This is a genomic window from Streptomyces sp. NPDC048416, from assembly GCF_043200435.1.
In the GTDB taxonomy this organism is placed as follows: domain Bacteria; phylum Actinomycetota; class Actinomycetes; order Streptomycetales; family Streptomycetaceae; genus Streptomyces.
Genome location: NZ_JBICXU010000011.1, coordinates 85,119 through 97,242, shown reverse-complemented (window position 1 = coordinate 97,242; position 12,124 = coordinate 85,119). Strand labels below are relative to the sequence as shown.

Annotated in this window: 11 protein-coding genes; 2 read left to right on the top strand and 9 right to left on the bottom strand. The window is 71.6% G+C overall.

What is annotated here, in order from left to right:
* Window positions 1-71 precede the first annotated feature (71 nt).
* The 9 genes from ruvA to pgsA all read right to left on the bottom strand — a co-directional run bounded on the left by ruvA (window position 72) and on the right by pgsA (window position 7,805).
* On the bottom strand, window positions 72-677 hold the full coding sequence (gene ruvA, locus ACGFW5_RS16740; protein WP_393834960.1) for a Holliday junction branch migration protein RuvA: 606 nt from the start codon (window positions 675-677) through the stop codon (window positions 72-74).
* A complete protein-coding gene (gene ruvC, locus ACGFW5_RS16735; RefSeq protein WP_393834959.1) occupies window positions 674-1,204 on the bottom strand; it encodes a crossover junction endodeoxyribonuclease RuvC in 531 nt (176 codons plus the stop codon). The genes ruvA and ruvC overlap by 4 nt, the downstream gene beginning before the upstream one ends.
* A 250-nt stretch (window positions 1,205-1,454) precedes the next feature.
* On the bottom strand, window positions 1,455-2,207 hold the full coding sequence (locus ACGFW5_RS16730) for a YebC/PmpR family DNA-binding transcriptional regulator (RefSeq protein ID WP_267054210.1): 753 nt from the start codon (window positions 2,205-2,207) through the stop codon (window positions 1,455-1,457).
* A 114-nt stretch (window positions 2,208-2,321) separates the two neighbouring features.
* Window positions 2,322-2,909 carry a pyridoxal 5'-phosphate synthase glutaminase subunit PdxT gene (pdxT, locus tag ACGFW5_RS16725; protein ID WP_393834958.1) on the bottom strand — a complete coding sequence of 196 codons (588 nt, stop codon included), beginning with the start codon at window positions 2,907-2,909 and terminating at the stop codon, window positions 2,322-2,324.
* A gap of 6 nt (window positions 2,910-2,915) precedes the next feature.
* Window positions 2,916-3,836 carry a pyridoxal 5'-phosphate synthase lyase subunit PdxS gene (pdxS, locus tag ACGFW5_RS16720; RefSeq protein ID WP_393834957.1) on the bottom strand — a complete coding sequence of 307 codons (921 nt, stop codon included), beginning with the start codon at window positions 3,834-3,836 and terminating at the stop codon, window positions 2,916-2,918.
* Window positions 3,837-3,979: 143 nt separating this feature from the next.
* Window positions 3,980-4,525, bottom strand: coding sequence for a hypothetical protein (locus ACGFW5_RS16715; RefSeq protein WP_393834956.1), 546 nt, complete (start codon window positions 4,523-4,525; stop codon window positions 3,980-3,982).
* A gap of 564 nt (window positions 4,526-5,089) precedes the next feature.
* Window positions 5,090-6,250, bottom strand: a complete 1,161-nt coding sequence (locus ACGFW5_RS16710) for a glycosyltransferase family 4 protein (RefSeq protein WP_393834955.1) — start codon at window positions 6,248-6,250, stop codon at window positions 5,090-5,092.
* Complete coding sequence (locus ACGFW5_RS16705; protein WP_393834954.1) at window positions 6,247-7,143, bottom strand: phosphatidylinositol mannoside acyltransferase; 897 nt, start codon at window positions 7,141-7,143, stop codon at window positions 6,247-6,249. The genes ACGFW5_RS16710 and ACGFW5_RS16705 overlap by 4 nt, the downstream gene beginning before the upstream one ends.
* The gene (gene pgsA, locus ACGFW5_RS16700) at window positions 7,140-7,805 is read right to left on the bottom strand and encodes a phosphatidylinositol phosphate synthase (protein WP_393834953.1); all 666 of its coding nucleotides are present in this window, start codon (window positions 7,803-7,805) and stop codon (window positions 7,140-7,142) included. The genes ACGFW5_RS16705 and pgsA overlap by 4 nt, the downstream gene beginning before the upstream one ends.
* Window positions 7,806-8,065: 260 nt before the next feature.
* Between pgsA and ACGFW5_RS16695 the strand changes: the two genes are divergently transcribed.
* Both ACGFW5_RS16695 and ACGFW5_RS16690 read left to right on the top strand, forming a co-directional pair.
* On the top strand, window positions 8,066-10,264 hold the full coding sequence (locus tag ACGFW5_RS16695; protein WP_393834952.1) for an elongation factor G-like protein EF-G2: 2,199 nt from the start codon (window positions 8,066-8,068) through the stop codon (window positions 10,262-10,264).
* 163 nt (window positions 10,265-10,427) lie between these two features.
* Window positions 10,428-12,101 (top strand): hypothetical protein, encoded by a 1,674-nt coding sequence (locus ACGFW5_RS16690; RefSeq protein ID WP_393834951.1) that lies wholly within the window; start codon window positions 10,428-10,430, stop codon window positions 12,099-12,101.
* The last annotated feature ends 23 nt before the right edge of the window (window positions 12,102-12,124 follow it).

The window sequence follows — 12,124 nt, the reverse complement described above, 5'->3', positions numbered from 1 at the left end:
CGATGGGTGGTGGGTGGCGGGTCGCGGGCGGGCCGCGGGCTCCGGCGGGCCGGGGCCGGGCGCCGCCCGGCTCAGCGGGTGCGGTTGAGGGTCTGCAGGGCCGCCTTGAGCAGCGCGCCGACGTTCGGCTTGTCCGAGGCCTCGGCCTGCGGCGCCACCGCGGCGACCGCCTCATCGGCCTCGCGTGGCGCGTAGCCAAGTCCGATGAGGGCCGCGTGCAGCTGGTCGCGCCACCCCGATGCGAGGGGGGCGGTGGCCGCGGGGGCGCTGCCGACGGGGGCGCCGAGCCGGTCCTTCAGCTCGATGAGGAGCTTCTGCGCACCCTTCTTGCCGATGCCCGGCACTGCGGTGAGCGCCTTCTCGTCGCCGGTGGCGAAGGCGCGGCGCAGCGCGTCGGGGGTGTGTACGGACAGGACGGCCTGGGCGAGCCGGGGGCCGACGCCGTTGGCGGTCTGGAGCAGTTCGAAGACCTGCTTCTCGTCGTCGTCGGCGAAGCCGTACAGGGTCAGCGAGTCCTCCCGTACGACCAGGGAGGTGGCGAGCTTCGCGTGCTGGCCCACGCGCAGTTCGGCCAGCGTGTTGGGCGTGCACTGCAGGGCCATGCCGACGCCGCCGACCTCGACCACCGCGGTGTCGGGAGCGAGGGCGGCGACCGGGCCGCTGACGAAGGCGATCATCGGGTGACCTTCCGTACGGAGTGCTGGGCGTGGGCCTGCTGGAGCCGGTTGAGCGCGGGGGCGCGCCAGATGTGGCAGATGGCGAGGGCAAGGGCGTCGGCCGCGTCCGCCGGTTTGGGCGGGGTGTCGAGCCGCAGCAGCCTGGTCACCATGGCGCCGACCTGGGCCTTGTCGGCGCGGCCGCTGCCGGTGACGGCGGCCTTGACCTCGCTGGGGGTGTGCAGGGCGACCGGGATGCCGCGCCGGGACGCGCACAGCATGGCGACCGCGCTCGCCTGGGCGGTGCCCATCACCGTACGCACGTTGTGCTGGCTGAACACCCGCTCCACGGCGACGAATTCGGGGCGGTGGGCATCCAGCCACTCCTCGATGCCGCGCTCGATGGCGACGAGGCGGTGGCCCAACTCCGCGTCCGCCGCGGTCCGTACGACGCCGACGCCGAGCATGGTGAGCGGCCGGCCCGCGACCCCTTCGACGACACCCACGCCACACCGTGTGAGACCGGGGTCCACCCCGAGTACGCGCACGGCCCCTCCCCTCGACGATCTTCGACTTGTTGCCAGGCTATCCGTCGGCACTGACAACGGCGGCGGGGGGGGGGGGGGGGGGGGGCGGCGGGCCCCCCCCCCCGCGGCGGGGCCCCCCCCCGCCCCCCCCCCCCCCCCCCCGCTATTTATCTGTCCGGGGGGCGCCCCCCCCCGGCCCCCCCGCCCGGGGGGGGGGGGGGGGGGGGGGCCCCCCCCCCCCCCCCCCGGAACCGCTTCACGCACGGCAGCGTTACGCGTCGACCTTCTCCATGACCTCGTCGGAGACGTCGAAGTTGGCGAAGACGTTCTGCACGTCGTCGCTGTCCTCCAGCGCGTCGATGAGCTTGAAGATCTTCCGCGCGCCCTCTTCGTCCAGCTCGACCTGCATGGTCGGGACGAAGTTGGAGTCGGCCGAGTCGTAGTCGATGCCGGCCTCCTGGAGCGCGGTGCGCACCGCGACCAGGTCGGTCGCCTCGGAGATGATCTCGAAGGACTCACCGAGGTCGTTGACTTCCTCCGCACCCGCTTCCAGGACCGCGTCCAGGACGTCGTCCTCGGAGAGCTCGGCCTTGGGCAGGACGATGACGCCCTTGCGGTTGAAGAGGTACGAGACCGAGCCCGGGTCGGCCATGTTGCCGCCGTTGCGGGTCATCGCGACCCGTACGTCGGATGCGGCACGGTTGCGGTTGTCGGTCAGGCACTCGATGAGCACCGCGACACCGTTCGGGCCGTAACCCTCGTACATGATCGTCTCGTAGTCGGCGCCGCCCGCCTCAAGACCGGCGCCGCGCTTGAGCGCGGAGTCGATGTTCTTGTTGGGCACCGACTGCTTCTTCGCCTTCTGCACGGCGTCGAAGAGCGTCGGGTTGCCGTCGATGTCGGCGCCCCCGGTGCGGGCCGCGACCTCGATGTTCTTGATCAGCTTCGCGAAGAGCTTGCCGCGCTTGGCATCGATCACGGCCTTCTTGTGCTTCGTCGTAGCCCATTTAGAGTGGCCGGACATCTGCCTGTCTCCTTCGCGTAACCCATTCTGCGTCGTTCGGCAGCGATCCTACCGGGACCCGGCCCGCCCGTCGCCCGGCCCCCGCCGCGCACGCGGCTTGGGCGGGCGGGGTGTTCAGCGGGCGGCGCGCACCATGTCGACGAACAGCGCGTGCATGCGGTGGTCGCCGGTGAGCTCGGGGTGGAACGAGGTCGCCAGCGCGTTTGCCTGGCGTACGGCGACGATGTGGCCACCGTGCTCGGCAAGCACCTCGGCCCGGGCGCCGACCGACTCGACCCAGGGCGCGCGGATGAACACGCCTTCCACCGGGCCCACGCCCGCCACCTCGACGGTCGCCTCGAACGACTCGTTCTGGCGGCCGAAGGCGTTGCGGCGGACGATCATCTCGATGCCGCCGAAGGTCTCCTGGCCCGAGCGGGGGTCGAGGATCTTGTCGGCGAGCATGATCAGTCCCGCGCAGGTGCCGTAGACGGGCAGGCCCGCACGGATCCGCTCGCGCAGCGGGTCCAGCATGCCGAACAGGGCGGCCAGCTTGGAGATGGTGGTGGACTCGCCGCCGGGGATGACGAGGCCGTCCACCTCGGCGAGCTCTTCGGGGCGCCTCACCGGCCTGGCCACGGCGTCCGCCGCGGCCAGGGCGATCAGGTGCTCCCGTACGTCGCCCTGGAGGGCCAGGACACCGATGACGGGGGGGTTGTTCATGGGTGACTACCAGCCGCGGTTGGCGTAGCGCTCGGTCTCGGGCAGCGTGTCGCAGTTGATGCCGACCATGGCCTCGCCCAGGTTGCGGGAGGCGTCCGCGATGATCTTCGGGTCGTCGTAGAAGGTGGTGGCCTTCACGATGGCGGCGGCGCGCTTGGCCGGGTCGCCCGACTTGAAGATGCCGGAGCCGACGAAGACGCCCTCGGCGCCGAGCTGGCGCATCAGCGCGGCGTCGGCCGGGGTGGCCACGCCACCGGCGGAGAACAGCACGACGGGGAGCTTGCCGAGCTCGGAGACTTCCTTGACCAGCTCGTACGGGGCGCGCAGCTCCTTGGCCGCGGCGTACAGCTCGTTGTTGTCGAAGCCGCGCAGCTTGGCGATCTCGTTCTTGATCTGGCGCAGGTGGCGGACGGCCTCGACGACGTTGCCGGTGCCGGCCTCGCCCTTGGAGCGGATCATGGCCGCGCCCTCGGCGATGCGGCGCAGGGCCTCGCCCAGGTTGGTGGCGCCGCACACGAACGGCGTGGTGAAGGCGAACTTGTCGCTGTGGTTGACCTCGTCGGCCGGGGTCAGGACCTCGGACTCGTCGATGTAGTCGACGCCGAGCGACTGGAGCACCTGGGCCTCGACGAAGTGACCGATGCGGGACTTGGCCATCACCGGGATGGAGACCGCGGCGATGATCTCCTCGATCATGTTCGGGTCGGACATCCGGGCCACGCCGCCGTCCTTGCGGATGTCGGCCGGAACCCGCTCCAGGGCCATGACGGCGACGGCGCCCGCGTCCTCGGCGATCTTCGCCTGCTCGGCGTTGACCACGTCCATGATCACGCCGCCCTTGAGCTGCTCCGCCATGCCGCGCTTGACGCGTGCGGTGCCGAGGGCGGGGCTGTCGGACTGAGGGGTGCTGGAAGGGGTGCTGGACACGGAGCGACCTCGCTGGGTGAAGAGGGGGGATTCTGCTTCTCAGAGAGAACCCCGCCGCCGCGGTCCACATCAAGGGCCAATGCGCAGCCGGTGGATCGTTTTCCCCGGTCAGCTCCTCGGCCGGGCGCCCGTGACCGACCCGGTCAGCTGCCCGGGCGGTCGGCGAGCGCCGTCGGCGGCTCGTCGTCCATCTCGAACGCGAGCGGGAACGGCGCATGGCCCGCGAGCCGGAACCAGCGCACGGTGCGGTGCCTGCGCAGCGCTCGCGCCGCGCGCACCGCGTCGTTGTGGAAGCGCCGTGCCATCGGCACCCTGCGCACCGCCTGGGCCAGCTCTTCGGCTGCCTCCACTCCCCCGGGCGCCTCCCGTACGGCGTCGACCTGGGCGGGCTCCCCGAAGACGGCCCGCAGCGCCTGGCTGAGCTCGCTCTCGGCGACCTCCCGGTGCTCCTCCTCCGCCTGGCGCGCGGCGTGCGCGGCCTCGTACAGCACGATGGAGGCGGCCGGGTCGAGCACGCCACTGGTGGCGAGCTCCTGGGTGACCGAGGCGCGGCGCAGCAGTTGGGCGTCCAGGGCGGCGCGGGCCGCGTCGATGCGGGCGTGCAGCCGGTCGAGCCGGCCGGCGGTCCAGCTGAGGTAGAGGCCGATCGCGACGAGGGCGACGACGATCCAGATGAGGGTTACGGTCACGGGCCGCAAGGCTACCGGGGGCGGGCCTCTGCAGGGTGGGCAGTGCGGCCCACTTCAGCCCGCCCGGCCAATCAGCACCGGCCAGTGCGACCCACCTCAGCCGGTCCGGCTACCCAGCACCGGCCTCTATGGGCCACCTCAGCCCGCCGGCTACCCAACGCCGACCAGTGCGGCCCACCTCAGCCCGCCCGGCTAATCAGCACCGGCCCGCATGGGCCACCTCAGCCCGTCCGGCGATTGAGGACGAGGGCCGTCCAGGCCCGAAACGGGGTCTGGGGCGGAGCCCCAGGCAACCCGCCTGTCGTCTGCGGACCGTGCCCGCGTCCCGCGCAGTTCCCCGCGCCCCTGGCAGGGTCGTCCCAGGCAGGGTGGGCAGCGCGGCCTCATCTCGCCCCTGGCAGGGTCGCCCCCGGCAGAGTGGGCAGCGCGGCCTCACCTCGCCCCCTGGCAGGGTCGCCCCAGGCAGAGTGGGCAGCGCGGCCTCACCGCCCCCTGGCGGGACGGACCTGGCGGGGTGGGCGGCGCGGCCTCACCGTGGCTCTGGCGGGACGGACCTCGCGGGGTTCAGTCGCGCGCCAGTCCGAACCTCGCCCGGAAGCCGGGGCGTTCGTCGGCCGCAACCACCGCCGCGCCATGCGTCACCGTCTCGTACACCGCAAGGATGTCCGCCCCGACCGTCGCCCAGTCGAAGCGCCGCACATGCGCGGAGCCGCGTTCGCTCAGACCGGCCCGGCGGGCGGGGTCGGCCAGCAGGCGTACCGCCGCCGAGGCCAGCGCGTCGGCGTCCTCGTTGGCGAACAGGTCGCCCGCCTCGCCCTGGTCCAGGACCTGCGCGAAGGCGTCCAGGTCGCTGGCGAGGACGGCGGCGCCCGCCGACAGCGCCTCGACCAGGATGATGCCGAAGCTCTCACCCCCGGTGTTGGGGGCGACGTACACGTCCACGCTGTGCAGCAGCCGAGCCTTGTCCTCGTCGCTCACCATGCCGAGGAATTCGACCCGGGAGCGCAGCTCGCGCGGCAGGGAGGCGACCGCCTCCTCCTCGTCACCGCGGCCGGCGACGAGCAGCCGGGCTTCCGGACGCTCCGCGAAGATCCTGGGCAGCGCCTTCATCAGGACCGGCAGGCCCTTGCGGGGTTCGTCGATGCGGCCGACGAAGCCGAGCGTCTGGCCCTGCCACTCCTTGTTCGGCTCCGCCTTCGCGAAGAAGTCGACGTCGACGCCGTTGGGGATCACCACGGCGTCGCCGCCCAGATGTTCCACCAGGGTGCGGCGCGCGTACTCGCTGACGGCGATCCGCGCGCTGATCTTCTCCAGCGCGGGCTGGAGGATCGGGTACGCCGCGATCATCGCGCGCGAGCGCGGGTTGGAGGTGTGGAAGGTCGCCACGATGGGCCCCTGCGCGGCCCAGCAGGAGAGCAGGCCGAGCGAGGGCGAGGCCGGCTCGTGGATGTGGATGACGTCGAAGGTGCCGTCGTGCAGCCAGCGCCGCACCCGCGCCGCCGACAGGAATCCGAAGTTGAGGCGCGCCACCGAGCCGTTGTACGGGACCGGCACGGCGCGGCCGGCCGAGACGACGTAGTCGGGCAGCGGGGTCTCGTCGTCGGCGGGGGCCAGGACCGACACGTCGTGGCCGAGCCGGATCAGGTGCTCCGCCAGGTCCCTGATGTGGAACTGGACGCCGCCGGGCACGTCCCAGGAGTACGGGCAGACGATGCCGATCTTCACGCCCGTCGTTCCTCCAGGTCAGCGAGCCACAGTCGTTGCAGCATGTGCCAGTCCTCCGGGTGGTCGGCGATTCCGGTGGCGAAGGCGTCGGCCACCGCCTGTGTCATGGAGGACGTCTTTTCGGCCCGGTCACCTGTCCCGGGCACCTCGACGGGCGGGTGCACCCGCCCCTTCATGATCGGCGAGTCGTCGTACCAGAGGGTCACCGGCAGGAGCACGGCTCCGGTCTGCTGGGCCAGCAGGGCCGGCCCCGCGGGCATCCGGGCGCTCTCGCCGAAGAACGTCACCTCGACGCCGGACGCCGACAGGTCGCGGTCGGCGACCAGGCAGACGAGCCCGCCCGCGCGCAGCCGCCTGGCCAGCGTCCCGAACGCGGCGCCGCCGGTGTGCGGCAGCACCTCCATGCCCAGGCTCTCGCGGTAGGCGACGAACCGGTCGTACAAAGTCTCGGGCTTGAGGCGTTCGGCGACCGTGGTGAAGGGGATGTCGAGCCTGCTGGTGACCCAGGCACCCGCGAGGTCGTAGTTGCCCATGTGGGGCAGCGCGATGACGACGCCGCGTCCGGAGGCGAGGCCGTCGACAAGATGGTGGACGTCCTCGGGCTCGAAGCCGTTGGCCATCCGGTCCCTGCTCCACGACGGCAGCCGGAAGGACTCCATCCAGTACCGCATGTACGAGCGCATCCCGGCCCGGGAGAGCTCGGCCAGCCGCGCCGGGCCCGCGTCGGGCACGACCCGCGCCAGATTGGACTCAAGGCGCAGCACGCTCTTGCCGCGCCGTTTCCACACCTGGTCGGCGATGCGGCTGCCGAGCCGGGTCGCCGCGGGTTCCGGCAGCTTCTTGACGGCGGCCCAGCCCAGGCCGTACAGCGCGTCGGTCAGCCGGTCCTTCATGCGCCCGCCTCGCCGGCCGTCCGCGCGGCGGCCGCGTCGGCCTCGGCGGATTCCCGGCGTACCGTGACCACGCGCTGGATCAGCGTGATCAGGCTGCCGACGGCGACGACCCACAGGGCGATGGGCAGCAGTACCTGAATGCCCGGGACACCGAAGGTGTGCAGCCCCGCGAGGCCGGCCGCGACCAGCGAGATGACGAGGCGTTCGGCGCGTTCGACGAGCCCGTTGACCGCCACCGGAAGGCCGATCGCCTCGCCGCGCGCCTTGGTGTAGGACACCACCTGGCCGCTGGCCAGGCAGAAGATGGCCACCGCGCACAGCGCGTTGTTGTCGCCCCGCCCGGCGTACCAGAGGGCGAAGCCGCCGAAGATCGCGCCGTCGGCGACCCGGTCGAGCGTGGAGTCGAGGAAGGCCCCCCAGCGGCTGGAGATCCCGGCCTGGCGGGCCATGTTGCCGTCGACCAGGTCGGAGAAGACGAACAGGGTGATGACGATCGTGCCCCAGAAGAACTCTCCGCGAGGGAAGAAGACCAGCGCACCCGCCATCACTCCGGCCGTGCCGATGAGGGTCACCGCGTCGGGGCTGACTCCTCGGCGGAGCAGAAATGCGGCGAACGGCGTGAGGACACGCGTGAAGAATGCACGCGCGTACTTGTTCAGCATGGCCTTCCCGAGGGGTCGGTGTGGCCGCGCGGCCCCTGCTGGCCACCGGCCGACCCATCGTAGCCACGACTGACACCCGGCACCGCCGGGCACCCGCCGGGCCCCCGTCCGGGCGAGGTCGCGCACGACGTATGGACGCACCGTGACCGGAGTGGAAAGCTCGGATTACCGCGGGCGTCGCAGATGCCGCCTCGGCACGCGGAGTCCGCGTGTCCGCGCCCCTCACCACCTCACCGCGCACGAAACCGGGAGGAACGGACATGGGCGACAAGGCGAACACACACCCCGGGGCCGCCGGCAGGGCCACAACGGCCGACCACCCCGCATCGGTACGGAACGTGGTGCTGGTCGGCCACACGGGATCCGGAAAGACCACGCTGGTGGAAGCGCTCGCGCTGGCGACGGGAGCCGTCAACCGCGCGGGCCGGGTCGAGGACGGCGGGACCGTCTCCGACTACGACGACATCGAGCACCGGCAGCAGCGCTCCGTACAGCTGTCGCTGGTACCGCTCGAATGGGGCGGTTTCAAGATCAACCTCTTGGACACCCCCGGATACGCCGACTTCGTCGGGGAACTCAGGGCCGGTCTGCGAGCCGCGGACGCGGCCCTCTTCGTCGTCTCCGCCGCGGACGGCATGGACGGCTCGACCCGGATGCTCTGGGAGGAGTGCGCCGCCGTCCGGATGCCGAGGGCGATCGTGGTCACGCACCTGGAGGCGGCCCGCGCCGACTTCGACGCGATGACGCAGATCTGCGCCGGCACGTTCGGCGGCGACGATCCCGACGCGGTGCTCCCCCTGTACCTGCCGGTGCATGGGGCGCCGGGGCCCGACGGGCACGCCCCGGTGACCGGCCTCGTCGGGCTGCTCTCGCAGCGCGTCTTCGACTACGCGTCGGGCGAGCGCAAGGAGACCGGGCCCGACGCGGGGCAGCTCCCGCTGATCGAGCAGGCCCGCAACCGGCTCATCGAGGGGATCATCGCGGAGAGCGAGGACGAAACCCTCATGGACCGCTATCTGAGCGGCGCGGACATCGACTTCGCGTCGCTGGTCGACGACCTGGAGCGGGCGGTGGCACGCGGCACGTTCCACCCGGTCATCGCCGCGGCGCCGGCCGCCGACGGTGCCAGGCACGGGCTCGGCACGATCGAACTGCTCGAACTCGTCACCGGCGGCTTCCCCTCCCCGCTGGAGCGCGCCGCCCCCGATCTCACCACCCCGCAGGGGAGGCCGCGCCCGGCACCGGTGTGCACCGCCGATGGGCCGCTGGTCGCGGAGGTGATCAAGACGTCGTCCGATCCGTATGTGGGGCGGATCAGCCTGGTACGGGTCTTCTCCGGCACGCTGCGTCCCGACGAGACGGTGCATGTGTCCGGCCACGGCATGCAGGACCGGGGCCACGAGGACCACGATGTCGACGAGCGCGTCGGCGCCCTGTCCTCACCGTTCGGCAAGCAGCAGCGTCCGCTCGCCCAGTGCGTCGCGGGCGACCTGGCGTGCGTGGCGAAACTGGCCAGGGCCGAGACCGGCGACACCCTGTCCGCCAAGGACGACCCGCTGTTGATGGCGCCCTGGGACATGCCCGACCCGCTGCTTCCGCTGGCCATCGAGGCACACAGCAAGGCGGACGAGGACAAGCTGTCGCAGGGGCTCGCGCGGCTGGTCGCGGAGGACCCGACGATGCGGCTCGAACAGAACCCGGGCACCCACCAGTTGGTGCTGTGGTGCCTGGGCGAGGCCCATCGCGACGTGGCGTTGGAACGGCTGCGCGGCAGGTACGGGGTGCAGGTCGACGTCGTACCGCACAAGGTGTCGCTGCGCGAGACGTTCGGCGCCAGGTCGGCCGGGCGCGGCCGGCACGTCAAGCAGTCGGGCGGGCACGGGCAGTTCGCCATCTGCGAGCTCGACGTGGAACCCCTGCCGCCGGGCAGCGGCATCGAGTTCGTGGACAAGGTGGTCGGCGGTTCGGTCCCGCGGCAGTTCATTCCCTCCGTCGAGAAGGGCGTACGGACCCAGGCGGCCAAGGGTGTCGCCGCGGGCTATCCGCTCGTCGACGTGCGCGTCACGCTCCTGGACGGCAAGGCGCACTCGGTGGACTCCTCCGACGCGGCGTTCCAGACCGCGGGCGCCCTGGCGCTGCGCGAGGCGGCCGCCGACGCCCGCATCCATCTGCTCGAACCGGTCGCCGAGGTGCGGGTCATGGTCTCCGACGACTACGTGGGCCCGGTGATGAGCGACCTGTCGGGGCGCCGCGGCCGGGTCGTCGGCACCGAACAGGCGGGCCCGGGGCGCACGCTGGTGCGGGCCGAGATCCCGGAGATCGAGATCGGCCGGTACGCCCTGGACCTCAGGTCGCTCTCGCACGGCACGGGCCAGTTCAGCCGCAGGTACGCCCGGCACGAGCCGATGCCGCCGCAGCTCGCCGACAAAATGCGCGAACAGTCAGAAGAGGGACGTTAGTTGACGGTTTCTCAGGACGCCGCCCGCCGCAACTCCTGTGCGGCGGGCGGCATTGCGATGTCACCTGACGGGCGGGCCCCGACCCCGATACGCTGTGTCCCAGCTCAGAAGGTGTGCGGGGTGCGGTGGTCGGGAACAGGTCGCGGAGTGACAGCGTGCGGCGATGGGGGCGGCAGTGACGACGGAAGAGCCATTCTTCGACTTCTTGCCCAGGCCACAGGTGCCGCTCCAGGGCTCCGCGGGCCAGACGGCGGCGACCCAGGCGCTCGCCTCGGCCGCGTACCGGGACAGCCCGGTGCAGGACATACTCAAGGCCAACAGCGAGTGGCACGAGTCCGCGGTGACCAAGGGCAGGCTTTCGCTCCTCGAACCCAACCTGGGTGAGGCCTTCGCGCGCGCCGTGCAGTCGCGGATGCTCGGCGCCACCCGCAAGGGCATCATCCAGTCGTTCGGCACCGAGCCGGGGACCATCGTCGAGCACTGCCTGGCCTCGATCCGCATCCGTAAGGAACGCGACACCAGGCTCACCCTGGTCATGGCCGTGTTCGGGCTGCTCTTCCTGCCCGGGATGCTGATCTGGCTCGGCCTCTTCCAGCTGCGCAGGACCCTGGCCGGGGCCAAGAACCGAGGGGCCGGAGCGCTCGGCGCCATCCTGTTCGGGGCGGCCGGCATCCTCGGCGTGCTCTTCCTGATCAAGCTGCCCTTCCACGGCTTCCTCGGTCTCTACCTGCGCGCGATGATCGTGGCCCCGATCATCGGCTGGTACTGGGCCAAGCGCATCTGCGAGAAGACCGCGCGCGACCTGCGCTCGCGCTGGGACAGCCTGCTGGGCGGCGGTGGGATAGGCGCCAAGATTCCCGAGGCCGTGCCCAAGAGCGCGGCCGCGGGCTCCGCGGAACAGCTGCGCCAGTCCCTGGTCAAGCTGGCGGCCGAGGACCAGAGCAACGTCGTCTTCTACGCGGGGCCCAAGGGAATACTGGGCATGGGTACCCGCTGGGGCAGCTGGCAGCTCGCCGAGGAACTTGAGCCCAAGGAAGCCGGCAAGGAGATCCACGGCTTCCGCAGCTGGGACGTCATACGCGCCATCCAGGACCGCCTCCAGCTCCTGGAGCGCGGTCCGCTGCACACCGGCGGCTTCCCCACCCCGTCCATCAAGAACTGGGTGGTCTCACCGATCGGCGAGGGCGCCAAGGAGGTCTCGCGGCCCAGCGGCCAGGACATCGACAACTTCCAGGTGCGCCAGCACGAGATACAGCGGATCTGCAACGAGCAGCAGTTCTCCAGCGGCAACCGGCACTACCTCGGCATTCAATTCACGCTGTGGGACGGCCAGTTGGTCATCACCATGATGGTCACCGTCACCGTGCTGCACGAGACGCTGCGGATCGAGGTGACCGGGCACGCGCTCGGCCCGGTGCACCCGCTGTTCACCACGAAGCCCGCGCCCAAGACCAAGGAGGTCGACAAGACCTTCAGGTTCTGGGAGAAGAAGACGATCCAGCTGCCCCTGGTCGACGCGTCCGAGGTGGTACGGCTGGCCGCCCGCGCCCCGCTGACCTGGTACCCGCCGCTGCTCGACCACCTGGGCGGCCGGATAGCGCTGCCCGAGCCGTTCGGCCTGCGGCACGCCTGGGCCGACAAGCCCTGGCGTCACCGCTTCATGGCGGACGACGCGATGCGCGCGGCGACCCCGGTGCTGCGCGTGGTGCACTCCGCGGCCATGAAGGTGCTGGACGAGCACGGAATCAACACCGAACGCTTCACCAACCGTTCGATGGTCCTCAGCGGCATGGTCCAGGACGCGGCACCGAAGAAGGCGGACGTGTACGACGCGTAGGTCGTGACCGGGGCGTCACGGCG

What these genes read in the sequence shown, in the direction of transcription:
- ruvA (WP_393834960.1), bottom strand. Translation starts at nt 677, where the DNA reads ATGATCGCCTTCGTCAGCGGCCCGGTCGCCGCCCTCGCTCCCGACACC.
- ACGFW5_RS16730 (WP_267054210.1), bottom strand. Translation starts at nt 2,207, where the DNA reads ATGTCCGGCCACTCTAAATGGGCTACGACGAAGCACAAGAAGGCCGTG.
- pdxT (WP_393834958.1), bottom strand. Translation starts at nt 2,909, where the DNA reads ATGAACAACCCCCCCGTCATCGGTGTCCTGGCCCTCCAGGGCGACGTA.
- ACGFW5_RS16705 (WP_393834954.1), bottom strand. Translation starts at nt 7,143, where the DNA reads ATGAAGGACCGGCTGACCGACGCGCTGTACGGCCTGGGCTGGGCCGCC.
- pgsA (WP_393834953.1), bottom strand. Translation starts at nt 7,805, where the DNA reads ATGCTGAACAAGTACGCGCGTGCATTCTTCACGCGTGTCCTCACGCCG.
- ACGFW5_RS16695 (WP_393834952.1), top strand. Translation starts at nt 8,066, where the DNA reads ATGGGCGACAAGGCGAACACACACCCCGGGGCCGCCGGCAGGGCCACA.
- ACGFW5_RS16690 (WP_393834951.1), top strand. Translation starts at nt 10,428, where the DNA reads ATGGGGGCGGCAGTGACGACGGAAGAGCCATTCTTCGACTTCTTGCCC.